21 protein-coding genes and 1 pseudogene are annotated in these 21,497 nt (G+C 66.2%); 8 read left to right on the top strand and 14 right to left on the bottom strand.

The window, feature by feature from the left end; translation table 11 throughout:
- Positions 1 to 9 precede the first annotated feature (9 nt).
- On the bottom strand, positions 10 to 456 hold the full coding sequence (locus U8D42_RS22770) for an ATP-binding protein (RefSeq protein ID WP_322858144.1): 447 nt from the start codon (positions 454 to 456) through the stop codon (positions 10 to 12).
- Between the two features lie 106 nt (positions 457 to 562).
- Between U8D42_RS22770 and U8D42_RS22765 the strand changes: the two are divergent.
- Positions 563 to 910, top strand: a pseudogene (locus U8D42_RS22765) (LLM class flavin-dependent oxidoreductase); the annotation flags it as partial.
- 16 nt (positions 911 to 926) lie between these two features.
- Here U8D42_RS22765 and U8D42_RS22760 read toward each other — a convergent pair.
- A complete protein-coding gene (locus U8D42_RS22760; protein ID WP_085242693.1) occupies positions 927 to 1,745 on the bottom strand; it encodes a formate/nitrite transporter family protein in 819 nt (272 codons plus the stop codon).
- 76 nt (positions 1,746 to 1,821) lie between these two features.
- Complete coding sequence (locus tag U8D42_RS22755; protein ID WP_322858771.1) at positions 1,822 to 2,769, bottom strand: 2-hydroxyacid dehydrogenase; 948 nt, start codon at positions 2,767 to 2,769, stop codon at positions 1,822 to 1,824.
- 218 nt (positions 2,770 to 2,987) lie between these two features.
- Between U8D42_RS22755 and U8D42_RS22750 the strand changes: the two genes are divergently transcribed.
- Entirely contained in the window at positions 2,988 to 3,845 is an 858-nt protein-coding gene (locus U8D42_RS22750; protein ID WP_322858145.1) for an LLM class F420-dependent oxidoreductase, read from the top strand.
- A gap of 3 nt (positions 3,846 to 3,848) precedes the next feature.
- Here the strand turns inward: U8D42_RS22750 and U8D42_RS22745 are convergent, their stop codons facing one another.
- On the bottom strand, positions 3,849 to 5,411 hold the full coding sequence (locus U8D42_RS22745; protein ID WP_322858146.1) for a SulP family inorganic anion transporter: 1,563 nt from the start codon (positions 5,409 to 5,411) through the stop codon (positions 3,849 to 3,851).
- A gap of 289 nt (positions 5,412 to 5,700) precedes the next feature.
- The gene (locus tag U8D42_RS22740) at positions 5,701 to 6,123 is read right to left on the bottom strand and encodes a nitroreductase family deazaflavin-dependent oxidoreductase (RefSeq protein ID WP_090419219.1); all 423 of its coding nucleotides are present in this window, start codon (positions 6,121 to 6,123) and stop codon (positions 5,701 to 5,703) included.
- A gap of 103 nt (positions 6,124 to 6,226) precedes the next feature.
- Here U8D42_RS22740 and U8D42_RS22735 point away from each other — a divergent pair, with 103 nt between their 5' ends.
- The 3 genes from U8D42_RS22735 to U8D42_RS22725 all read left to right on the top strand — a co-directional run bounded on the left by U8D42_RS22735 (position 6,227) and on the right by U8D42_RS22725 (position 8,127).
- On the top strand, positions 6,227 to 7,126 hold the full coding sequence (locus U8D42_RS22735; RefSeq protein ID WP_322858147.1) for a class I SAM-dependent methyltransferase: 900 nt from the start codon (positions 6,227 to 6,229) through the stop codon (positions 7,124 to 7,126).
- A 61-nt stretch (positions 7,127 to 7,187) separates the two neighbouring features.
- Positions 7,188 to 7,877, top strand: a complete 690-nt coding sequence (locus U8D42_RS22730; protein ID WP_322858148.1) for a class I SAM-dependent methyltransferase — start codon at positions 7,188 to 7,190, stop codon at positions 7,875 to 7,877.
- Between the two features lie 82 nt (positions 7,878 to 7,959).
- Positions 7,960 to 8,127, top strand: coding sequence for a hypothetical protein (locus tag U8D42_RS22725; RefSeq protein WP_167542648.1), 168 nt, complete (start codon positions 7,960 to 7,962; stop codon positions 8,125 to 8,127).
- A gap of 42 nt (positions 8,128 to 8,169) precedes the next feature.
- Here U8D42_RS22725 and U8D42_RS22720 read toward each other — a convergent pair whose 3' ends face one another.
- The 4 genes from U8D42_RS22720 to U8D42_RS22705 all read right to left on the bottom strand — a co-directional run bounded on the left by U8D42_RS22720 (position 8,170) and on the right by U8D42_RS22705 (position 11,406).
- Positions 8,170 to 8,523: a hypothetical protein gene (locus U8D42_RS22720; protein ID WP_322858149.1), complete on the bottom strand. Its 354-nt coding sequence runs from the start codon at positions 8,521 to 8,523 to the stop codon at positions 8,170 to 8,172.
- A gap of 9 nt (positions 8,524 to 8,532) precedes the next feature.
- Positions 8,533 to 8,757, bottom strand: coding sequence for a hypothetical protein (locus tag U8D42_RS22715; RefSeq protein ID WP_085242686.1), 225 nt, complete (start codon positions 8,755 to 8,757; stop codon positions 8,533 to 8,535).
- Between the two features lie 323 nt (positions 8,758 to 9,080).
- Positions 9,081 to 10,343: a TetR/AcrR family transcriptional regulator gene (locus tag U8D42_RS22710; RefSeq protein WP_322858150.1), complete on the bottom strand. Its 1,263-nt coding sequence runs from the start codon at positions 10,341 to 10,343 to the stop codon at positions 9,081 to 9,083.
- A 145-nt stretch (positions 10,344 to 10,488) separates the two neighbouring features.
- Positions 10,489 to 11,406: an LLM class F420-dependent oxidoreductase gene (locus U8D42_RS22705; RefSeq protein WP_090421388.1), complete on the bottom strand. Its 918-nt coding sequence runs from the start codon at positions 11,404 to 11,406 to the stop codon at positions 10,489 to 10,491.
- 129 nt (positions 11,407 to 11,535) lie between these two features.
- On the opposite strand from U8D42_RS22705, the gene U8D42_RS22700 reads away from it, so the two are divergent.
- The 3 genes from U8D42_RS22700 to U8D42_RS22690 are packed head-to-tail and all read left to right on the top strand — an operon-like array spanning position 11,536 to position 14,523.
- On the top strand, positions 11,536 to 12,129 hold the full coding sequence (locus tag U8D42_RS22700) for a TetR/AcrR family transcriptional regulator (RefSeq protein ID WP_085242684.1): 594 nt from the start codon (positions 11,536 to 11,538) through the stop codon (positions 12,127 to 12,129).
- Positions 12,122 to 13,699, top strand: a complete 1,578-nt coding sequence (locus tag U8D42_RS22695) for a flavin-containing monooxygenase (RefSeq protein ID WP_322858151.1) — start codon at positions 12,122 to 12,124, stop codon at positions 13,697 to 13,699. The genes U8D42_RS22700 and U8D42_RS22695 overlap by 8 nt, the downstream gene beginning before the upstream one ends.
- Positions 13,696 to 14,523 (top strand): mycofactocin-coupled SDR family oxidoreductase, encoded by an 828-nt coding sequence (locus tag U8D42_RS22690; protein WP_090419235.1) that lies wholly within the window; start codon positions 13,696 to 13,698, stop codon positions 14,521 to 14,523. Before U8D42_RS22695 ends, U8D42_RS22690 begins: the two co-directional genes overlap by 4 nt.
- A 119-nt stretch (positions 14,524 to 14,642) precedes the next feature.
- Here U8D42_RS22690 and U8D42_RS22685 read toward each other — a convergent pair whose 3' ends face one another.
- From U8D42_RS22685 to U8D42_RS22665, 5 genes are all read right to left on the bottom strand, one after another.
- Positions 14,643 to 15,647 (bottom strand): glycoside hydrolase family 6 protein, encoded by a 1,005-nt coding sequence (locus U8D42_RS22685; protein ID WP_322858152.1) that lies wholly within the window; start codon positions 15,645 to 15,647, stop codon positions 14,643 to 14,645.
- 307 nt (positions 15,648 to 15,954) lie between these two features.
- A complete protein-coding gene (locus U8D42_RS22680; RefSeq protein WP_090419306.1) occupies positions 15,955 to 17,013 on the bottom strand; it encodes an FAD-binding oxidoreductase in 1,059 nt (352 codons plus the stop codon).
- Positions 17,013 to 18,695, bottom strand: coding sequence for a hydroxylamine reductase (gene hcp, locus U8D42_RS22675; protein ID WP_090419309.1), 1,683 nt, complete (start codon positions 18,693 to 18,695; stop codon positions 17,013 to 17,015). Before hcp ends, U8D42_RS22680 begins: the two co-directional genes overlap by 1 nt.
- Positions 18,696 to 18,794: 99 nt before the next feature.
- Positions 18,795 to 19,499, bottom strand: coding sequence for a Crp/Fnr family transcriptional regulator (locus tag U8D42_RS22670; RefSeq protein WP_322858153.1), 705 nt, complete (start codon positions 19,497 to 19,499; stop codon positions 18,795 to 18,797).
- A 657-nt stretch (positions 19,500 to 20,156) separates the two neighbouring features.
- Positions 20,157 to 21,428 carry an amidohydrolase family protein gene (locus tag U8D42_RS22665; RefSeq protein ID WP_322858154.1) on the bottom strand — a complete coding sequence of 424 codons (1,272 nt, stop codon included), beginning with the start codon at positions 21,426 to 21,428 and terminating at the stop codon, positions 20,157 to 20,159.
- Positions 21,429 to 21,497: the final 69 nt, after the last annotated feature.

Raw genomic sequence — 21,497 nt, 5'->3', positions numbered from 1 at the left:
GGTGACGGGCTAGGACGCCTGGGGCCGGGTGGTGTAGTCCAGGCACACCGTGGTGCCGTCGGGGCGGGCGTTGATGGTGCAGTGGTCGGCGAGTGCGTGCATCAGCATGATGCCGCGAGACCGGCGGGGATCGCTGAGGCGCTGCCGCGAGGGATGATGCCACGATCCGCGGTCGCTGACGCACACGCTGATCGACTGGGCGGCGGGGTCGTGGCTGGCCTGCAGTTTCATGGTGCCGGCCGCGCGGTGGGTCCGGTAGGCGTGCTCGACACAGTTGGCCAGCGCCTCGTTGACGCCGAGGATGATGTCGTCGCGAACCTCCGCGGGGGCCTCAGTCACCTCCTGAAGCCACCGGCGCAGGGCGCGCCGCAGTTCGGCCGCCGTCACGGCGTCGGCGGCACCGGCGCAGGTCAACCGCGCGGGAGTCACGACCGTGGGTGGAAGAAGTGAGGTCATGCTAAGGGCATACCCAATTGCGGGCGTGGTGTTAACTTGTTGGCCGTCTCGCTTTGGCCACGGCCGGGTAGCCATTGGGAATCGGCTTGCCGTCCAACGACATACAGAGACATCGAGCATCCGGCTGGGCACCCTGGTGACCTCCGCGGCGTTCCGCTATCCGGGCCCGCTGGCCATCGCGGTGGCGCAGGTGGACGAGATGAGCTCGGGGCGCGTCGAATTCGGCTTGGGCGGCGGCCGGTTCGAGAACGAGCATCAGGCCAAACGGACCCCGCAGCTGGCGGCGAAATGCGCGGCAACCAGCCCACTCGTCGGCACGCCCGCCGAGATCGTCGACAGGCTGGACGCCTGGAAAGCCATCGGCGTGCAGCGCGTCTATACCCGGTTGCTGGACCTGTCCGATCTGGCGCATCTGGAGTTGGTGGCGAGCGAGGTCATGCCGCAACTGCTTTGACGCGCACAGAAGCTCGTCACGAGGACTCGGCGTCGGCGCGCTCCTCCTCGAGCCGATCCTTGCTGCGCAACAACCGCAGCAACGTCACGAACAGAAGGCCGCCGAGCATGTTGCCCACCACCGTGTAGGCGAACCAACCCAGCCAGGTCAGGTAGCCGAACGGCGCTTTGCCCGTGGCCAGCGCGCCGAAGATCAACAGCGAATCAAGAATCGAATGGAACAGCCGCAGCCCGGCGAGCAGGAAGGCGGCGGCGACGGCGGCGGCGATCTTGGCGGGGACGGAATCGGTACCGTGTTGCATCCGGGTCATCAGCGTGATGACCATGCCGCCGAGAACGGCCAGCGCCATGCTCTGGCCGGACAGCGGCGCGGTCGCGAAGTGGGTGCCGGATTCGATGGTCTGCGCATGCAGCTCGGGGAATCCGGTCATGATCAGCCACATGATCACCCAACCACCCACCAGGTTGGCGAACATGGTGCCGCCCCAGAGTTTGAACAGCTGCGGGAGGCTGGCGCGCTTGGCGGCCACAGTGACGACGGGGATGATGAAACCCTCGGTGAACAGCTCACTGCGGCCCAGCAGCAGCGCGAGGAATCCGATCGAGAACGCCACGCCGGCCAGCAGCGGGCGGTGGGTGGCGTCCAGCACCGCCAGGTAGGCGAGCACCCCAATTCCCACCTCGGTGCCACCGAAGAAGCCGGTGACCAGCACGCCGCGCCAGGTGCGGTGCAGGCGCTGGGTGCCCTCGCTCAGCATCCTGCTGAAGGCGTCCTCGAGCTCGTCCTCGATCGGACTGTCCGTCTGCCCGAGCTGGCGTTGGGTGGTCTCACTCATGGTGGATGGCCAGATACCCGTTATCCCGCGGGCGGACCATCCGGTGTGAGGCATCTGACATGATCCGCCGGCCCCGTCACCTGCGCGGTCGCAGCACGGGTGTCACCAGTTCGCCCCTGTCGAGGTAACTCTCGAGGTTGCGGATCGCGAGCAGCGCCATCGCCCTGCGGGTTCTGGCGGTCGCGCTGCCGATGTGCGGGAACAGCACCACGTTGTCGAGCGTGAACAGCTCGGCCGGCACGTGCGGTTCGTCGGCGAAGACGTCCAGCCCCGCCCCGCCCAGCGCCCCGCCGGCCAGCAACTCCACGAGCGCGTCCTGATCGACGACGCTGCCGCGGGCGATGTTGATCAGATAGCCCTCCGGTCCCAACGCCTCGAGGACCGTGCGGTCGACCAGATGGCGGGTCTCGTGGTCGCCGGTGGTGGCCACGACGAGTATGTCGACCGACTCGGCGAGCTCCACCGGCGAGCCGGCGTAGCGGTACGGCGACCCGTCGATGCGGTGGCGATTGTGATACGCGACGGCACAGTCGAATCCGAGCAGACGGGTCGCTATGGCCGACCCGATCCGGCCCAGGCCCAATATCCCGACCTGCAGACCGCTGACGTCGCGGCCATAGGGAAAAGGGCCGTCGCGTACCCATCGACCCGCCCGCACGTAGCGGTCCGCGGCGCCGAAGCGGCGCAGGGTCATCAGGATCAGGCCCAGGGCGGTGTCGGCCACGGTTTCCGACAGGACGTCGGGGGTGTTGCTGACGCCGATGCCGCGGCGTTGCGCCGCCCGCAGATCGATCAGGTCCACCCCGGCCCCGTTGTTGACGATCACCTCGAGGTTGGGCAGCGCCGCGATCATGTCGGCGTCGATGCCGGGTGAGCCGGATGTGATCACCACCCGGACGTCGGCCCCGTGGTCGGCCAGGAAGGCGGCCCGCCCGGGGCCGTCGGGAAGCCTCTCGATGTCGTAGCGCGCGCTCAGCTCGGCTTCGAAGGTCGGCTCGAAGGCGCCGACCCGCACCGCGCTCATGATCTTTGTTCTGGTCACCTCTCCATCATCGAGTGTGGGGGAAATATCCGGGCGCCGGCCGTCGTTGTCAACCGCGACGGTGTCGGACATTCCCCCGGGTACCACTTCAGAATCGTCGCTTCGAGCGACCACTTGCCGAGAGGCGCGAAGACGGCACCGTCCCAAACTTTTTCGGCGCGTGCGGGAAGCAACGGCGCTGCGGTGCGGTTGCAACACGAATGCGCATCGGAGTCGTGTTCCCGCAAACAGAGCTCGGCGGAGACCCCGCGGCCGTCCGCACGTACGGGCAGGCAGTCGAAGGGCTCGGCTTCACCCACATCCTCGCCTATGACCACGTGGTGGGCGCCGACCCGAGCGTGCACCGGGGCTGGGACGGGCCCTACGACATCGACTCGACGTTCCACGAGCCGTTCGTCCTGTTCGGCTACCTGGCCGCGATCACGTCACTGGAACTCGTGACCGGTGTCATCATCCTGCCGCAACGGCAGACGGCACTGGTGGCCAAGCAAGCCGCCGAAGCCGATCTGCTGACCGGTGGCAGGTTCCGCCTGGGCATCGGATTGGGCTGGAACGCCGTGGAATACGAGGCGCTGGGCGAGACGTTCACCAATCGCGGCAGGCGCTCCGAGGAGCAGATCGAGCTTTTGCGCAGGCTGTGGACCGAACGATCGGTCACCTTCGACGGCACATACCACACGGTCACCGCCGCGGGACTGGCGCCGCTGCCCACCCAACGCCCGATTCCCGTGTGGATCGGCGCGGCCTCCGACCGCGGGTTGGAACGCGCGGGACGGCTCGCCGACGGCTGGTTCCCGATGACCGCTCCGGGACCGGGCCTGGACCATGCGCGCGCGCAGGTGCAGCGCGCCGCCGCGGCCGCGGGCCGGGACGCGGCCGGCCTCGGCATGGAAGGCCGGGTCAGCTGGACCGGCGACCGCGACAAGGCCGCCGCCGACATCGCGGCCTGGCGCGCCGCGGGCGCCACCCACCTGTCGGTCAACACCATGAACGCGGGGCTCGCGACCGTCGACGACCACCTCGCCGCGCTGGAGCGGGTCGCGGCCGACCTGAAGTAGCGGCTAACCGGCTTCCGCTTCGACCAGGCTCAGGTGGACGGCGCGGTGGGCTTTCGACGGCTTGCGCACGCGCCCATGAGGTTCCATCAGCCCGTTGTGGACCTTGACCTCTCCGCCGGTCGCGCAATGCCGGCGCTGCCAGTCGCTGATCGCCTGGTGCGCCGCGTGATCGAGGTAGTTGGCCAGCAGGTGCACGGTGACCGTGGTGCGTTCGGGGATCGTCGCGAGCACGCCCGTCAGCCGGGGCAGGGCGAGGAAGCTGCACGCCCCTTCGATGATCACGTGCCATTCGTCACCCACCGGCTTGGCTTCCACTTTGGCGCGCACCACCCGCCACCCGGTCACGACAACCGCCACGACGAGACCGATCATCACGCCGTGCAGCAGGTTGAGGAAGACGACGCCGACAATGGTCACCAGGTAGACGACGAGATCGCCGTTGCGCAAAGCGGTCTCGATGTGGGCCGGCTTCAACAGCTCGATTCCGATGACGATGAGCAAACCCGCCAGCGCCGCGGTGGGGATCTGTTCGACCAGCCCCGCGAAGGGCACGGCGAACAACAGGATCCAGACCCCGTGCATGATCGTCGAGGCGCGAGTTTTGGCGCCCGCGTTGACGTTCGCCGCGCTGCGCACGATCACGCCCGCGATCGGGAGCCCGCCGATCGCGCCCGACGCCATATTCGCCGCCCCCTGCCCGATCAGCTCGCGATTGAAGTCGGTGCGCGCCCCGGTGTGCATGCGATCGATCGAGACCGCGGTCAGCAGGCTTTGAACGCTGGTGATCAGCGTGACGGTGATCACCGCGATCACCGTCGCCCCCCAGTCGCCCTCGGGAAGCTGAGGCAGCCGCAGCGCCTCCAGCACCGAGCCGTCCAGCCTGATGCGGGAGACGTTGAACGGCAACGCAACCGAGAGAACGGTGGCGGCGACGATGGCGACGAGCGGGCCCGGGATCTTGGCCACCCGGGGCGGGACCCAGCGCCAGGCGACCAGGATGCCGATGACAAGCAGGCCTAGGACGACCCCGGGCCGGTGCGCACCGACGATTTGCGCGGGCAGGCCGACGACGTTCGTCCAGGCCGAGCTCTGCGATTCACCACCCAGCAATACGTGCACCTGCTGCAGCGCGATCGTGATCCCGATTCCGGCGAGCATGGCGTGCACCACAACCGGTGAGATCGCCAGAGCCGCCCGTGCGATTCTGCTGAGTCCCAACACGACTTGCAGCGCTCCGGCGATGACGGTGATGAAACATGTCACCGCCCAGCCGAACTGCGAGACCAGATCGGCGACGACGACCGTGAGTCCGGCCGCCGGACCACTGACCTGCAACGGTGACCCGCCGAGGCACCCCGCGACGATGCCTCCGACGATCGCCGCGAGCAAGCCGGACAGCACGGGGGCGTCGGATGCGATCGCAATCCCCAGCGACAATGGAAGCGCCACCAAAAAGACCACCAACGACGCCGGCAGGTCGTACTGCATGACCGCGCGCGACCGATCGGCGCGCGTCGGTTCCGCCCCCTCGCTGTCGTTTTCGCGTGGCCGCCCGGCGGGTAGCATCGGCCCTCCCTGGGATATGCAATGAGGGGCGCGTTCGGGTAGCCACCCGTGACGCGCCAAGAGCGCACTGTAAACATCTGGGGCACAATGGATCACCGCCGCCGGGAACGTCGTTGTTCTGCTCAGCGTGCCCTGCCTATGCGTATCGACGGTATGGGCCGGTCAACCCGGTCGCAACCCGACGGTCCGGGCGCATATCGAATGCAAATCTTTTGCCGCGCAGAACGGTCGGGGTGTCGATGACCCCTGCTTCGCGCCACCCGACGAAATCACCTGCGGCGCAGCGCATCTACTCCAGGACGAAGACGGGTATCCGCCTCGTTGTCTTCTCCTGATATTCGGCGTAGGGAGGGTAAGCCTCGACCGCCCGTTGCCACCACTGCTCGCGCTCGGCCCCCTCGAGTTCGCGCGCCCTCAGCGCGAACACCTTTTCGCCGTCCTGCAGTGTGACGTCCGGGTTGGCCTTGAGGTTGGAGTACCACAATGGATGGGCGGGGGCGCCGCCCTTCGACGCGACCATGGCGTAACGGCCGTCGTTTTCGACGCGCATCATCGGCACGTACCGCTTCTTGCCGGACTTTGCTCCGGTCACGGTCACCAGCACGACGGGCCGACCCAGAATCTCGACCCCGTCGGTCGTGCCCTGCTTGAGGATTTGCTCGGTCTGGTCGCGCACCCAGTCCCTAGGGCTCAGTTCGATCTCGTCGGCCATACCCGATCTCAACACGTCCTCGCGCCGCAGTCATCCCCCAGCGGGACGCGTAGAGTGGACGGTATCGCTTAAACGAGCTAACTAATTGGAGAGGGGATGAGGTGTGGCCCGCACCGACAACGACAGATGGGACCTGGCCTCCAGCGTCGGAGCGACGGCAACGGCGGTCGCCGCACAGCGGGCAATCGCTTCGCAGGGGCCCCGGCCCCTGCTGAACGACCCCTTCGCTGATCCGCTCGTGCGCGCGGTGGGCAGCGAGGTCTTCGTCAAGCTCCTCGACAACGAGATCGACCGCTCCGACGATCCCCTGCTCAACCGCCAGGCCGTCAACGAGCAGATCGCGGTCCGCACCCGTTACTTCGACGACTTCTTCATGCAGGCAACCGAAGCCGGCATTCGCCAGGCGGTCATCCTGGCCTCCGGCCTGGACACCAGGGCCTACCGCCTGCCCTGGCCGGCCGGCACGCTGGTTTATGAGATCGACCAGCCCGACGTCATCGAGTTCAAGACGCGGGTGCTCGCCGACTTGGGCGCCGCGCCGGCCGCCGAGCGCCGCACGGTGGCGATCGACTTGCGCGGGGATTGGCCGGCCGCCCTGGTCGGGGCCGGCTTCGACGCCGGCGCCCCGACGGCGTGGAGCGCCGAAGGCCTGCTCGTCTACCTGCCGCCCGAGGCGCAGGACCGTTTGTTCGACAACATCGCTGCGTTGTCCGCGCCGGGCAGCCGGATCGCGACCGAACACATGGATCTGCGCAACATCCCGACGGACTGGGCGCAGAAGTTGACCGAGCGGTCACAACGCCTGGGCTCCGACATCAATTTGGCCGAGCTCTTCTACACCGGCGACCGCAATACCGCCGCCGAATACCTGGCGGCGCATGGTTGGCACGTCGACATCCGGACAACCGAGGAGGCCTTCGCCGCCCACGGATTCGACGTTCCCGACGATGAGCTGGCTTCCTTCGGCGAGGATTCCGGTTACCTGACCGCAACCCTGCGATAAGGAAACCGGAAACCATATCAATCCCGTTGACATATATCAGCGTGGTTGATATAACGGTGGCATGTCTCAACCGACTCACGAAATGTTCGAAGCCGCCTACCGGGGCGAGGCCCCGGAGATGGGCGAGGGCAACCGCCCGCCGTGGAGCATCGGCGAACCGCAGCCGGAGATCGCGGCGCTGATCGAGGCCGGGAAGTTCCACGGCGACGTCCTCGATGCCGGCTGCGGGGAGGCGGCGGTGTCGTTGTTCCTCGCGGAGCGCGGCTTCACCACGGTGGGCCTGGACCAGTCGCCCACCGCCATCAAGTTGGCCCGCGAAAAGGCGGCCAGGCGCGGCCTTGCCAATGCCACCTTCGATGTCGCGGACATCAGCGCGTTCGGCGGTTACGACGGTCGCTTCGGGACCATCGTCGACAGCACCCTCTTCCACTCGATGCCCGTCGAGCTGCGCGAGCGCTATCAGCAGTCCATCGTGCGGGCGGCCGCACCCGGCGCCTCCTATTTCGTGCTGGTCTTCGACCGTGAGGGCATGCCGGCCGACAGCCCGATCAACGCGGTGACCGAGGACGAGCTGCGCGAAGTGGTCGCCAAATACTGGGTGATCGACGAGATCCGGCCGGCACGCATCCACGCCAACGTTCCCGACAGCGTCCTGGACGGATTCGGGGCCGTCGCCGGCACCGACATCCGCGACGAGGGCAACGGCCGCAAGTCGATGCGGGCCTGGCTGCTGTCCGCGCACCTCGGCTAGCGCCCGGACGCCGCCAGGTTTCGCGGCGCGCGATTCGGGAGACCCTGCCTGGAGCGACAGCACCGGCCAGAGGAGATCTCACGTGGACCAGCAAGTCAATGTCGACCCGCCGCCCGCGCCCGAGGATGCCAGGCAGGCGACCGAGGAACAGCGCAAGCTGCAGGAACAACTCGAGCATCAGCACGATGACCCGGACGCGCCCGGGTTGCAGCAGTCCCGCCATGACACGGCCGATGAAAGCACGCGCTAGGCTGCGCAGCCACGCATAGCGGCGCCGTACAGCGGAAGCGCCTCAGCCCCCGGCCCGCCGGCGGTCCTGGGCGAGCGCCGCGGCCGCCAGCCCCATCAACGTGAGGCCACCGACCGTCGCAGTGGAGATAGCCCACGCGCGCCGAATCAGCAGCGCGTCGTCGCATTGGCCGACGTAGTTGGTGCTGGACCGGGCGGGTTGCGCGGGTGCTCCGTGGCCGTTGCTGTTGTCAGCGACCGCCGCCTGGGTGAGGTCGGTCGTGAAACCGCTACCGCATTTGACCTGCCAGCCGAACTGGTCGTAGGCGTCGATGAACACGGGGAACCGTAAGGCGCCCAGCCCGATAGCCAGGGCTACTGCGGCCACCGCGAAGATCAGCGGTCCACGTCTGGTCATGTCACTCCCCTAGGTCATGCACACGTTGGCGAATATCAGCACGGGCCACGACACGATCGAGCCGAGGAAAGACACCACCAGGTCGACGCCGTGCATGTCGCGCAGGTGCGCCGTGTGAGTGGACGACCAGATCACCCCGACGATCAGATACGGCGTGCCCAGCAGCACGGCCAGGCCCAGCAGCTCGGCGATCGTCAGCTGGTAGTCGAGCAGGCGACGAATCTTGTCGAGCATCGGATGTGCCTTTCGCGCGGGCGAACCGGGTCGCGCCGGCGCACGACGGCGTGAATGTCGCCGCGCCGCGGCGGGTGGGTCAGATGGCAGCTATGTTAATCGCTATTCGGCTGGTTTGTGAAGAGCATGGTCATGGCTACTGCCGAGACATGACTTTGGCCGCTTGAGCGGAATTGCTCCCAGTCAACAGGTTTGGGGTTTCCCTAGCCTTGGTCAACCGCAGACCGCGAGACGGCTCCGCCGCGCAAGTGGGTAGTTATTCTCGCGCCGGCTCTTATTTGATGGTGGAATCTTTGACCGACTGCCGGTGCAATCGGCGTCGGTCAGCGGCGGCGCGTGCTGGAGCGGTGCGGGCTACCGAACGTGGTCAGGGGTCTGCCCAAGACGGTCACCTCCATCATCCGGCGTACCGTGTTGCGAGCGGGCTGGTTCGGGTCGGGCAGGACGAGTCGCCCGATGTCCACGGCGAGGGCGAACGCGGCGTGGATGGCGTACCGCGCCCGGCCCAGCGTTAAATCGGGCCGGGCCGCCACCGCGAGCCGCGCCCAGGACTCGACGGTGGAGCGTTGGATGTTGTACAGCAGTACGGCATCCGTGTCGGGCAGGTTATGACGTTCCGTGTAATACACGCAGGCCAACTCGGGATTCGCCAACGATCGCGTGACGTACGCGTCGATCAGTTGGGCCAGTGCCCGGTCGGGATCACTGGTGGTGGCCAGGATCGTCGAGAGGTCACCGGACAGCTGGTCTGCGGCGCGCCGGTAGGAGACGGCCAAGATGGCGGCCTTGCTCGGGAAGTACTGGTAGATGCTTGCGACCGGTATGCCGACGGCCGCCGCGAGGTCTTCCATGCCGGTTTCGCGGTAGCCCCGTTCGTTGAAGAGCCGCATCGATTCGTGCAGGAGCAGCTCATAGCTGCCGGCGGCGATGGTAAGCGTGGCCGGCCGTACCGGCTCGGGCGTACTCGTGCGTGACGCCGGCAAGTCCGCCTGCAACACGGCGTCCGCGATGTCGGAGAGCGTCGCCCGGATCTCGGCAATGCCGAGTCGTGAACGATGATCGGTGATGCTGCCAATGACACTCAGGGTCGCGGCGGACAGGATCCAACGTTGCCGCGATGTCAGCTCCGGGCGGAGCTGGACCAACGGCCGCTGCAGGCGCCGGTTGAGCAATTTGACTTGCTCGGCAAGCGCGATCTGATCGTCGCCACGCAGGTAACGCCCCTCCCACCGGTACAGCCCCCCGGCGGTGCGGTTGACGATCGTCGAATCGATGAGCGCGCTGACGACGGCGCGCAGCGTCTCCTCGGGGTCGGCGTCGGCCGGCAGTGCGTCGGCGAAGGCGGTCGCGTCGACGAGCTGTTGACCGAGCGCAAGGAAGACGTCCCTGAAGAGGTCGTATTTGCCCTGCGAATGCCGGTACAGGGCCGCCGCCGAGATTCCGACCCGAGCCGCGATGTTTTCCATGCTGACCGCGTGGTAGCCCAGCTCACTGAAGGCGTCGGCGGCGGCGCGGGCGATCTGTGCCTTGCGGTCTTTGGGGCGCCGCTTGACCTCCTTGGTAGGCGAGCGGCTGGCCGGCGGCATACAGATCACCGTAGCCGCAGCGTGGCCGAAGTGGGGGGCCGATCTCCGGCCCGCGCTCGCCGCTATATGGCGGTGAATCACTCGACCACGCACCAGCTCGAGGTGGTCCTGTTCGGCGATCAGTCGCCGGTTGACACCCGTCGGTTCACACCGCGGCCGTGACTCTCCACAGCGCCTCGCGGTCAACCGACGCTGAGCGGTCGATCGGGCTGATCACCAGATCCGTGGCACCCGCATCGAGATAGCGGCGCAACTGTTGCACGACAAGGTCTTCCGGTCCGATGGCAGCGAGTTCGACGGCGCCGGCGACTTGTTCCCTGGCGATCACGTTGCGATACGACGGGATGCTCTCGTAGAAGCTCAACTGTCGCGCGGCGATGGCACGGGCGCCGTCGACGTCTTCGGACACCAACACCGGCACGGCGGCGATGATCCGCGGGGCGCGACGCCCCGCGTCGGCTGCCGCCTTGGTGATCTCCGGCACGATGAATTCGCCGATCGTCCGGGGCCCGGCCAGGTTGGGCAACGTCCCGTCTGCCAGTTCGCCGGTCACCCGCAACGCCTTTGGGCCCATCGCCGCCACGTAGACCGGGATGGGCGTCCCGCCCGCGACCTGTACCGGCCAAGTGGGGCTCGCACTGAGTTCGCTGCCGTGGAAGTCGACGCCGGCGGTGTTGAACACCGAGCCGAGGATCGTCAGATGCTCCCGTAGCCGAATGATCCCGTTGGGCCAGTCGGTGCCGAAAGTTTGGCGCTCGATCTGGCGGGCACCCAGGCCGAGACCCAGGCTGAAGTTGCCGTGCGCGGCGGCCTGTGCCGTCTGCGCGAGCGAGGCGACAATCAGCGGGTGGCGCGGGTTGATCGGCACCACCGAGGTCCCGACGCCCAGTCCGGGGACGGCGGCGCCGACGAGCGCCGCCAGCGCGATCGCGTCGTAGTTCTGCTGCTGAGGCAGCCACACCTGGGTGACACCGTGCTCATAAGCTCCTCGGGCTTGCGCGATCACATCGTCGACGAGATTGGCGGCATCCGGGCGCGCCATCAGGATGATTCCGGTGGGCATATCGGCAACCAACGACGCCGCCCGTTCGAGCATTCCGATCGCTCTCACGACGACGCAAAGCGCATGCCCGATGCCTCGGGCATCGGTCAACCGTTGACCGCTTTGAACACAAATCGCTAATGTGTCCAAATGCCGGTGGACGCCGTCAAACCCGTACCGACCGCGTTGTTGACGGCCGCGACCGACACACTGCGCCACCTGGGGCCGCGGCGATTCAGCCTGACGGCGGTGGCCGAGGCCGCCGGCGTGTCCCGTGGCACCGTGCACAACCTGTTGGGCACCCGCGACAACGCCATCGCCGCGGCGCTCAACGAGTTGGCCTCCGGGTTCATCGCCACCATGGCCGTGGAGGTCGCCAAGGAAGGCACGCTGGCCGACCAGGCCGCGGCCGTCGCGGTGCTGATCTGTGCGCATCGTCAGCGATCGCTGTCGACGTCCCGCGGCATCAATCAGAGCATCCTGGTCTTGCTGCTGGAGCACGGTGGCGACGAGTTGATGCGCCGTTCGATCGAGCTGTGGAAGCCGTTGGTCAAAGCCGCCCAGCGCAGCGGGGAAGTCGGAGCCGACATCGACCCCGTGCGCGCCAGTGAATGGATCGTGCGAATGTTGTTCAGTTTCGAGCTCATCCCGCCCATCTCGGTGAACCTCGACAATCCTCGGGCGGTCCGGCGGTTCGTCAGCGATCACATGATCACCGGATTGATCGGGGCGCAACGTGCCTGACCCCGATTACGAAGTCGCAATCATCGGCGCCGGCCCCGGCGGCATCGCCGCGGCCAAGCTCCTGCGCGACAAGGGGATAACCGATTTCGTCATCCTCGAACGCGGCCATGACTTTGGCGGCACCTGGCGAGACAACCACTATCCGGGCCTCGCCGTCGACATCCCCGTGCTCTGGTACCAGCTGTCGTTCGCGCCCAACCCCAACTGGACGAGGTTCTTCGCGCCGGGCCCCGAGATCTACCGTTACCTGCGTGACACCGCCGCGCGCCTCGGGCTCTACGCGTACCTGCGCCCGAACGCCGAAGTTGTCCAACAGAAGTGGGACGCGCAGGCGTCCCGATGGCGGCTGAAGCTCAACGGCCGGGATTCGGTGTCCGCGAGGTTCGTGATCAACTCGGTCGGCGGCTACGTCAACGCCAAGGACGTCACCGACATCGCCGGCGTCGACGACTTCACCGGGACCGTCCTGCGTCCCAACGCGTGGGACGACGACTACGACACCACGGGCAAGCGCATCGCGATCATCGGTACCGGATCCAGCGGTGTCCAGATCGCCGGGGCCGTGTCGGCGCGGGCGGCCACCCTTGACATCTACCAGCGCACCCCCGCATGGGTCTTGCCCAAGATCGACTTCGACATCAGGCCGTGGATGCGCTTCGCGCTGCGCCTGCCGGGTGTGGTCGATGCCATCAACGCGCTGGGCCGGGCGGGAATGGATGCCCTCATGGTCGCGCCGCTGGTGCACGTGCTGTCGCGGCTCCCCGACCGAATGCTGGTGCGGCTCATGCCCCTATACGACGCGTGGTGCCGGGTGCTCTACCGGCTGCTGGTGCGTTCGGTGGTCAAGGATCCGCGGACACGTCGCGCTCTCGTCCCCCGGTACGGCCTGCTCGCCAAACGTCCCGTCATCTCCAGCAGCTTCCTGCCGGTGTTCAACCACGCGGGCACTCACCTGATCACCGCTCCCATCGATCGGATCACCGCGACCGGCATCCGCACCACCGACGGCGTCGACCACCCGGCCGATCTGATCGTGCTGGCCACCGGCTACGAGCTGTGGACCGATCCCGAAACGTACCGTCCCGGAACGATACTGGGCGAGAACGGGTTCGACCTCGCCCAGGACTACCGCGCTCATGGCTTGCGCAGCTACGCCGGAACGGCGCATCCGCGCTTGCCCAACCGGTGGGAAATCGTCGGACCGCTCGGCTTCGTCGGCTTCGCCTGGCCCGATTTCGTCGAGACGATGGCCGCGCACGCGGTGCGCCTCATCGACGAGACCCGGCGTCGCGGCGCGACGAGCGTTGCCGTCGGCCCGGCGGCGTTCGACCGGTGGAACGAACAGATGCACCGCCAAGGCAAGGCCGTCCACCTGTACCTGACGGCGTGCAACCCCCGCCTTTCCACGTATTTCGTCAATTCGCAGCGCGACACCGTGTATCACCGGCCGCAAACCATCACCGCGTCGCGCCGGTTCAGCCGGCGGTCCCCATTGTCGGACTACGAATTCAGCTATCAACGTGCCGGTGATTCTCAGGCAACGTCTCAAGCAGAGGAGCTCTCGGCATGACCGATCCCGTCGCCCCGCTGGCCGGCAAGGTCGCTTACGTGACCGGGGCCGCCCGCGGCCAGGGCCGCTCCCACTGCGTCCGGCTGGCCCGGGCTGGCGCCGACATCATCGCGATCGACGCCTGCGCGCCGGTCGCCGAACACAACGGCTACCCCCCGGCGCTCCCGGAGGACCTGGCCGAAACCGTCAACCTGGTCGAGGGCGAGGGCCGCAAGATCCTCGCCGACGAGGTCGACGTCCGCGACCTGGCGGGCCAGCAACGAGTGGTGGCGAACGCGATCGAACAATTCGGCCGGCTCGACATCGTCGTGGCCAACGCCGGCGTGCTGAATTGGGGCAGGCTATGGGAAATTTCGGCTCAGCAATGGCAGGAGACCATCGACACCAACTTGACCGGGCTGTGGAACACCATGAAATCCGTGGTCCCGCCGATGATCGCCGCCGGCAATGGCGGATCGATCATCAACATCAGCTCCGCGGCGGGCATCAAGGCCGTCCCCGGCTGCGGGCACTACTGCGCCAGCAAGTTCGGTGTGGTCGGGCTGACCAACTCGCTGGCGGTGGAACTCGGTGAGTTCGGCATCCGCGTCAACTCGGTGCATCCCTACGGCACTGACACGCCGATGGGCAACGACCTGTCGATGTACCAGACCTTCCAAGACCATCCGCACTACATCCACAGCTTCTCGCCGGGCGCACTGCCGACCGAGTCGCTGGCCGCCCCCGACCTGATCTCCGACATCGTGGTCTGGCTGGCCAGCGACGCCTCCTCGTTGGTCACCGCCGCCCAGATCCCCGCCGACAAAGGCTATTTGAAGATCTGAGCCCCGACAATTCCCTGCGGCCACAGCCCTGGACGGTCAGCCCGGATCTGGCCGGCGGCTAGGCATGGTCAACGCCGGTTGCGCGAGGAGGCGATCGGTGCGGGATTCCGAGGCTCCGATTACTGCCCGCCCCTATGGGCCAGATCGATGGCGTACTGACTCACGAACGTGCCCGCCGCCGGATCACCTTTGCCGCATGATCCATCGGACTCACCGGGGCGTTTGATCCACAAGTAGGCGTCGGCGTGCGCACCCGCGGTGGCCGTCGTGGGCGGAGTGCCCAGTGCCCGGCCGCTGGGGTTGCACCAGTTGAGGTCGCCGTCCGGCGCTGGTCCGGCGCCGTTGCGCGACGTGTCGACCACGTAATGGGCACCATTCGTGAGCGCCGAAATCGCTTCGCCGTAGCCGATTTCGTCCTCGGTCGTAAAGAAATTCGCGGTGTTGACGCTGAAGCCCCGCGCGTGACCGACGCCGGCCTGGTTGAGCCTGGCGGCCATGTCCTCGGGGCTATGCCAGCGCAAGTGGCCGGCATCGACGTAAACGGCCGCGTTCGGGTCCCGAGTGAGCGTGTCGACGGCATAGCGAACCAAGTCATAGCGCTCTTGGCGCTGATCACCCGACAGGCAGTCGGCCATCGCGAGAGCGTCGGGCTCGACGATGATCCCTACCCGCGAGGCTCCCACGCCGGATGCGATGCCGTCGATCCAGCCTCGGTAGTCCGCGCCCGACCCCATGCCGCCCGCGGCGAAGCTGCCGCAATCCCGGTGCGGGATTCCATAAAGCGCCAGAACCGGGATGGCGCCGGCAGCGTTCGCGTCGCCAACGTACTTCCCGACCGTGCCCGCCGACGAGCCCGGGACGATCCAATAGGCCTGCGGCGTGTTGGCGATCGCGGTCAGCTCGGGACTCGGCGGATCGGCGCTCTGCGCGGCGCGCATGGCCGCCGAATTGGGATTGACGTAGAACGGCGCCCCCGCCAACGGGTCCCCGTCGCTGGCCAAGCGCACCGTCGGGGCGGAGCCGACCTGCGGTGGGCCGGCCGAAACACCCATGCAGGCAATGCCCGCAACGGTCAGGAAGGGAGCAATCCAGCGCGCGAGAGCGCTAGCAGCTGACGACATCACTTTAGGGAAACTAGTGCTTAACGGCGTTGAGCGGAAATCCAGGTCCGTGGAGCAAACATAGCTGGACACGAAGGGCGAACGGCCGGCCCGAGCGAGCGAACCTCGTGCCTCGGTGCGATGACCATGGGGCCGCTTCTGACCAAGCCTGTTCACTCCTGCCTTCCGCCCAGCGTTTCGAGCCTTAGACCGCGCGCGGTGGCCCCCGACGGCTATCCGGCAAAGCGAGGCCAATTTGCTGTGCGACGTCAACTTGCACGGCCGACGTAGAACAGCGCTTTCCACCTACCGCGCGAAGTTCGTGCTGGTTTTAGGCAGTGGTGAAAAACCGTTCGGCATGAATTTGGTCGCGGGGCACACCGGCGGCGGTGAGCGCGGTGTAGGCGGCCTCGATCATCGGCGGTGGCCCGCACACATAGACATCTGGGCTTTCGTCAAGCATCGGGACTTCGGCCGCTGCGAGATCGACCGGGTTGCCGGTGGCGCCCGTCCACCGAGGATCCGGTTGCCAGACCGCGGTGTCGGCCCGAAAGTCGGGTATCAACCCTGCGAGTTCGGCGAGCTCGTCCTGGGCGAAAACCTCCGTATAGCGGGTGAGGCCGAAGAACAGACGCGCCTGCTGCGGATCGCCCCATTCGGCCATTCGACGCAACATCGACAGCAGCGGCGACAATCCCGTGCCCCCTGCCAGGAACCAGCGGGGTCGCAGACCGTTTTCGGCCAGGGTGAACGATCCCTGCGCACCGGAGACGGTGAGCACGTCGCCGACGGCCGCTTGCTCGGTTAAGTATTGCGACATCAGGCCGCCGGGCAGCAGTCGGATGTAGAACTCGAGCTCTCCGTCCCAGTTGGCGACGTTTGCCGGTGAGTAGGCGCGTCGGGAGTCCGTGCCCGGGACGGTGATACGCACGAACTGGCCTGAGTCGAAGTCTGCGGGCGTCGAGCCGTCCAGACCGACCTTCAGGTGCATCACTTCGTCGGCGACGAGCGTCAGCCCGGTGACCCGGGCTTGCTGTTGTGTCGGTGGCGCAGCAATGACCTGGCCGCGGTCATAGGGCAGTTCGATGCGGCAATCAGTGCGGGGAACACTGCAGCACAACAGGATTCCGCCCTGGTTCTCGGGTACTTCGATCACGTCTGGGTCGTGTTTGCCCATGTCCACCTGCCCGCCGGAGAGCACGGCCGAACAAGCTCCGCACCCGCCGGTCTGGCAGGTTGACTTCAGCACCATGCCCGCCTGCTCGGCGGCGGCGAGCACAGTGGTCTGCGAATCGCAGGAGATCGTTGACTCCTCGCCGTCATTGGTGACCAGAACGACGTCGTAGCTTGATAACTCGGCGTCAACGGGTAGCGCGATAGTCTCGGTCATCACGCGCCTGCCATCGCATCGGCGAGATCCTGTTCGGGATCGCCGATCGGTTTGAGCGCGAACTGCTCGACGAGGATGTCGACCACGGCGGGGCTGAGGAATGCCGGCAGTGTCGGCCCGAGGCGGATGTTGCGGATTCCCAATGACAGCAGGGTCAAGAGCACCGCGGCGGCCTTCTGCTCGAACCACGAGACGAACAGGCTGAGCGGCAGGTCGTTGACCCCGCAGTCAAAGGCGTTTGCCAACGCCAATGCGATCTGCACAGCCGAGTAGCTGTCATTGCACTGGCCGACATCGAGCAACCGGGGAATGCCGCCGATGTCGCCGAACTCATGGGTGTTGAAACGAAACTTGTTGCAACCGAGGGTGAGCAGCACCGTGTCCTCGGGCGCGCCGTCGGCGACGTCGGCGTAGTAGCTGCGTCCTGGTGCGGCGCCGTCGCATCCCCCGATGAGCAGGAAGCGTTTGATCGCACCGTCTTTGACTGCCTGGATGACGGTGTCGGCGACCGACAACACCGCCTCACGCCCGAATCCGGTGGTGATGGTTTCCGACGGCACCTCGGTGGTGAATCCAGGCAGGGACTGTGCGGCCCTGATGACCAGGGAAAGGTCGGCGGTGTCCAGGTGACGGATGCCCGGCCAGCCCACCGGCCCGGTGGTGAAGATCCGGTTGCGGTAGGCCGGCTGAGGCTCGATCAGGCAGTTGGAGGTCATCACGATCGGCCCGGGAAAGCCGGTGAAGTCGCGCTGTTGATCCTGCCAGGCGCCGCCGTAGTTGCCGGCGAGGTGGCTGTACGCGTGCAGTTTGGGATATCCGTGTGCGGGCAGCATTTCGCCATGGGTGTAGACGTTGATCCCGGTGCCCTCGGTGGCCTCCAGTATCTTCTGCAGGTCGTGCAGGTCATGACCGGATACCAGGATGGCCTTGCCGACGACTGGCGTAATCCGCACCGGTGTGGGCACGGGGCTACCGAAGCTGCCGGTATTGGCCGCGTCGAGCATCTCCATCACCTTGAGGTTTACCGAGCCCAGCTCAAGCGCGTGGGCAAGCAGGGCCTGGGGATCAGTGGGTGCGTCCGCCAGGAACGCCAGAGCGGATTCGATGCCCGCATCGGTCGTCTCGGTTTGGTATCCAAGGGCGTGGGCGTGGTGCGCGTACGCGCAAACACCTTTCAAGCCATACAGATTGAGGTTCCGCAGGCCTACCACATCGGGGCCAAGAGTGTCGAGGTCGGCGTCCACCCCGACGGCGGCGGCCTGCGCGACCACCTCCGCAATCGTTGTAGCCGGCGCGAACTGTGCTGGACCGGAGAGGGTTTCGGGCTCCGCGCCGGCGGCTCGGGCGGCATTCTCATAGGCTTGCTTCGCCTGCTCTCGCATGTCGACCGCCGCGGAGATCAAAGCCATGAACCGGGTGGGATTGAAGTTGACGTTCGTCAGTGTGGTGAACAGGTCGAAACTGGCGTGTGCGGCGAATCGCGGGTCGGCGGCCCCGAGCCGGCGGGCCTGCCGCGCGTACTGTCCAATGCCGAGATTGACGTGAACCAACACGTCCTGCAGCGCCGCGGTGGTGGCATCCTTGCCGCAATTCCCCTTCGTGCTGGCGCAACCGAAGGCCAGCAGATTGGGGCGGTCAGGTGAGTCGGTGCGGTCGGTCTGTTCGCACTGATAGCAGAACATTGGGTCTCCTCCGGCGGCGATAGGCGATTGACGAATTCACGCTATGAACCGCCGGGAGCGCTGGGTTTGACCTAGATCAAGTCAAGCCTGTGGGGCTTGTCACAGAATCGAGACGCTCTGGGCGTACGCGTCCAACGCCGCGATATCCGGGATCTGCACGACCGCGCCGTCCAGCCGGATCAGGCCCTTTTCGGTAAGGGTCCGCATGGCGCGGGAGAAGGTCTCGGGCGTCATACCCAGCCGCGACGCCAGCACCTGCTTGAGGGCGGGTAGTTCAACGCTGGCCGAGGGGGCGAATTGGCTCGCATCGCTTTCGGAAACGCCGGCTCCCCCACCCACGCTGTAAGTCCCCGCGCCTATCGCGCCGAGGATGTAGGCAACGATCCGCTGCGTCGCGGATTGCAGAGACAGCATGGCAATGTCCTGAATCTTGCTTTGCAGCCGCCGCGCCATCGACGCCAGCATGATGCGCGCCATCGCGGGCTCTTCGTCGAGGACCCGGTCGACCGCGGCTGCGGGGACGAACACCAGATGCGTGTCGACCAGCGCGGTGGCGTCCACCGGATAGGGCTCGTGGACGAACATGACGGCATGCCCGAAAGCGCCGCCCGGCCTGATGATTTCCACCACCTTGACCACGCCTTCCGAATTGGAAACGGACAGCTGCATGAGGCCGTCACGCACCATGTAGAAGCCGGTCGATGGGGTCCCTTTACGGAACAGCACCTGGCCAGCGGGCAGGAAGATCGCGCGGCTCTGTGCGGCCAGCAGGTCGACGTGCTTGCTATTCAGCCCGTCGAACATGGGGGCGGACGCAATAGCCAGTCGCAAGTCGGCACTCATCGAGTGGCCCCCCGGCTTCGGCAGATCGAAAGCGCTGCCTCGGCATGGTTCTTGATGGTCACTTGGCGATTTCCTCTCCGACTTTAGTGGGCGCGCTCGCCGACGGCGACGAGGCGCCAGCGTCGCTAACACCATCGCCAATCTTGGCGGGCAACTCAAGCTCAGTGGTCCCAGCCCGTGATCATCTTGAACAGCGCGTTGATACCCATTGCTCGACATCGCGGACCGCGATGCCATTTACGCGCAGGCGCTACCCGCTAATCTACTGCGTCTCGGCGATGGGAGGACGCATGTAGGTTCCCGGCCTGACCGGCGGATCGCGACCGTTCCACCTTTGGGTTTGCAGAATTCTCATCAAAATGGAGGACCGGATTTTCTCATCTTGATGGCGGATCCTAGAACCGTACGGTTGCGCCGGGCTGCCCCCATCACCACCTCTGACCATCGGTCTCAGGCGAAACAAACTGCCGCATAAGGTCGGAGAAGTTGCGCTTGCGTCAAGTCCTAGGGTGCCATCTGAACAGCGCGCTGGAGAAGACCGCTCTCTCCGGTGGAGCGGGTCTAGCTCCAGGCAAATTTTTTGCACTGGAGTTCCGAGACTCTCGGATCAGAGTGCGTTTACTGGCGTTGGGGAGCGAGGCGCTTCAACGCGAGTCCGCCCTCGAAGGGGCGGTAGCCGAACGCCGCCGGAGCACGGTAGCCGGTGTCGGCAAGGGACGTATGCACTTCGGCTACGGTCGGCCCGATCTCAGCTGCGATCAGCGCCAGAGTATCGAGGTCGAATCGGTAAAGCCGAGCCGCGTTCTCGGCGAGGATTTTTCGGCACTCGCTTTCTGATCTGTTGTGTAGCGCCCACCGGATGGCCAGCTTGGATTGAGGAGCGAAGCCCTCCTCGTGCGGGTAGTCACTTCCCCACAGGATGTGGTCTGCACCCATGAAGTCGATCATGACTGATTCGAAGGGCGCCAATTCGCTGGCCAGGTAGCAGTTCCGCTGGGCGTACTGGCTCGGCGTGAGGGTAAGCCCATCGACCGAGGAACCACCGAACATACCGTACGTGCGGTTGCCGGCTTCGGACTTCATCGTCGGCACCATCGCATCGAGCATCATCAGTTGCTGCTGCACCCACAGTGTGCCCTGCTCGGTGGGGGCGAACCTCAGCGTGGGGTGACGCTCGAAAACCCCGGCCAGGATGAGATGTCCCAGGGTCCGCTGTGCCCACAACGCCATTTCCGTAATGAGCACGGCGTTGGATGCCGGCTGATCCATGGGCATTGCCGGACTTCCGGGGCCGCCGTGCTGCACGATCGTCAGATCCAGTTCGCTGCACAACCGCCAAATCGGCTCATATCGAGTGTGGAACAGCGGGGCGACATTGGGGTCGCCCGGCGATACCGGGGGCAGCAACACTCCACCAAAGCAGCCTTGCTCGTTGCCCCAACGGATTTCGTCCAGTGCGGCGTCAACGTCGTTGGGGAATACCTGGATCAATCCTCGCCGGCGTGCGGGTGCCAGCGAACAAAAATCGACCTGCCATCGGTTGTGCGCCTGCACGCCCGCCCAGCGGTGTTCGAATTCCGCTCGGTTCTCGGGCAACGAGATGGTGATGTTGGGGGATGTCGGAAAGAAGGGAGGAACAGTGTTGGGCAGCAACAGCTCCGCTGCGACCCCGTCAGCGTCCATTTCGGAGATACGCAACTCATGGTCCCAGTTGCGCTTCGCGGTGGCGATGATCAAGTCATCGAAAGGGCTCGCATACGTCTTGGCCCACGCGTCGAAGTCGTCATGGAAAGCCTGCGGGAGATACGGCTTGTATTCGAGGAGGTCGGCGCCGGCGTGGGTATCCGCGGAAATGACAGTGTAGCGGGACGGGGTCTCAGGGGTGGCCATCAATCATCTCCTCAATGAGAATGCGACACCGGTCATTGTCTCGTGGCCGATAACTTATGCATGATGAAT

It is taken from the genome of Mycobacterium europaeum (assembly GCF_034555895.2).
GTDB lineage: Bacteria > Actinomycetota > Actinomycetes > Mycobacteriales > Mycobacteriaceae > Mycobacterium > Mycobacterium europaeum.
This window is presented reverse-complemented; position numbering and strand designations above follow the sequence as displayed.

Bases quoted from the DNA above. Each gene is read 5' to 3' on its own strand.
- U8D42_RS22750 (WP_322858145.1), top strand. From the start codon at position 2,988: ATGCGCATCGGAGTCGTGTTCCCGCAAACAGAGCTCGGCGGAGACCCC.
- U8D42_RS22745 (WP_322858146.1), bottom strand. From the start codon at position 5,411: ATGCTACCCGCCGGGCGGCCACGCGAAAACGACAGCGAGGGGGCGGAA.
- U8D42_RS22680 (WP_090419306.1), bottom strand. From the start codon at position 17,013: ATGACCGAGACTATCGCGCTACCCGTTGACGCCGAGTTATCAAGCTAC.
- U8D42_RS22700 (WP_085242684.1), top strand. From the start codon at position 11,536: ATGCCGGTGGACGCCGTCAAACCCGTACCGACCGCGTTGTTGACGGCC.
- U8D42_RS22670 (WP_322858153.1), bottom strand. From the start codon at position 19,499: ATGTTCGACGGGCTGAATAGCAAGCACGTCGACCTGCTGGCCGCACAG.
- U8D42_RS22710 (WP_322858150.1), bottom strand. From the start codon at position 10,343: ATGCCGCCGGCCAGCCGCTCGCCTACCAAGGAGGTCAAGCGGCGCCCC.
- U8D42_RS22730 (WP_322858148.1), top strand. From the start codon at position 7,188: ATGTCTCAACCGACTCACGAAATGTTCGAAGCCGCCTACCGGGGCGAG.
- U8D42_RS22690 (WP_090419235.1), top strand. From the start codon at position 13,696: ATGACCGATCCCGTCGCCCCGCTGGCCGGCAAGGTCGCTTACGTGACC.
- U8D42_RS22760 (WP_085242693.1), bottom strand. From the start codon at position 1,745: ATGAGTGAGACCACCCAACGCCAGCTCGGGCAGACGGACAGTCCGATC.
- U8D42_RS22770 (WP_322858144.1), bottom strand. From the start codon at position 456: ATGACCTCACTTCTTCCACCCACGGTCGTGACTCCCGCGCGGTTGACC.
- U8D42_RS22755 (WP_322858771.1), bottom strand. From the start codon at position 2,769: ATGAGCGCGGTGCGGGTCGGCGCCTTCGAGCCGACCTTCGAAGCCGAG.
- U8D42_RS22715 (WP_085242686.1), bottom strand. From the start codon at position 8,757: ATGCTCGACAAGATTCGTCGCCTGCTCGACTACCAGCTGACGATCGCC.
- U8D42_RS22705 (WP_090421388.1), bottom strand. From the start codon at position 11,406: ATGCCCACCGGAATCATCCTGATGGCGCGCCCGGATGCCGCCAATCTC.
- U8D42_RS22740 (WP_090419219.1), bottom strand. From the start codon at position 6,123: ATGGCCGACGAGATCGAACTGAGCCCTAGGGACTGGGTGCGCGACCAG.
- hcp (WP_090419309.1), bottom strand. From the start codon at position 18,695: ATGTTCTGCTATCAGTGCGAACAGACCGACCGCACCGACTCACCTGAC.
- U8D42_RS22665 (WP_322858154.1), bottom strand. From the start codon at position 21,428: ATGGCCACCCCTGAGACCCCGTCCCGCTACACTGTCATTTCCGCGGAT.
- U8D42_RS22720 (WP_322858149.1), bottom strand. From the start codon at position 8,523: ATGACCAGACGTGGACCGCTGATCTTCGCGGTGGCCGCAGTAGCCCTG.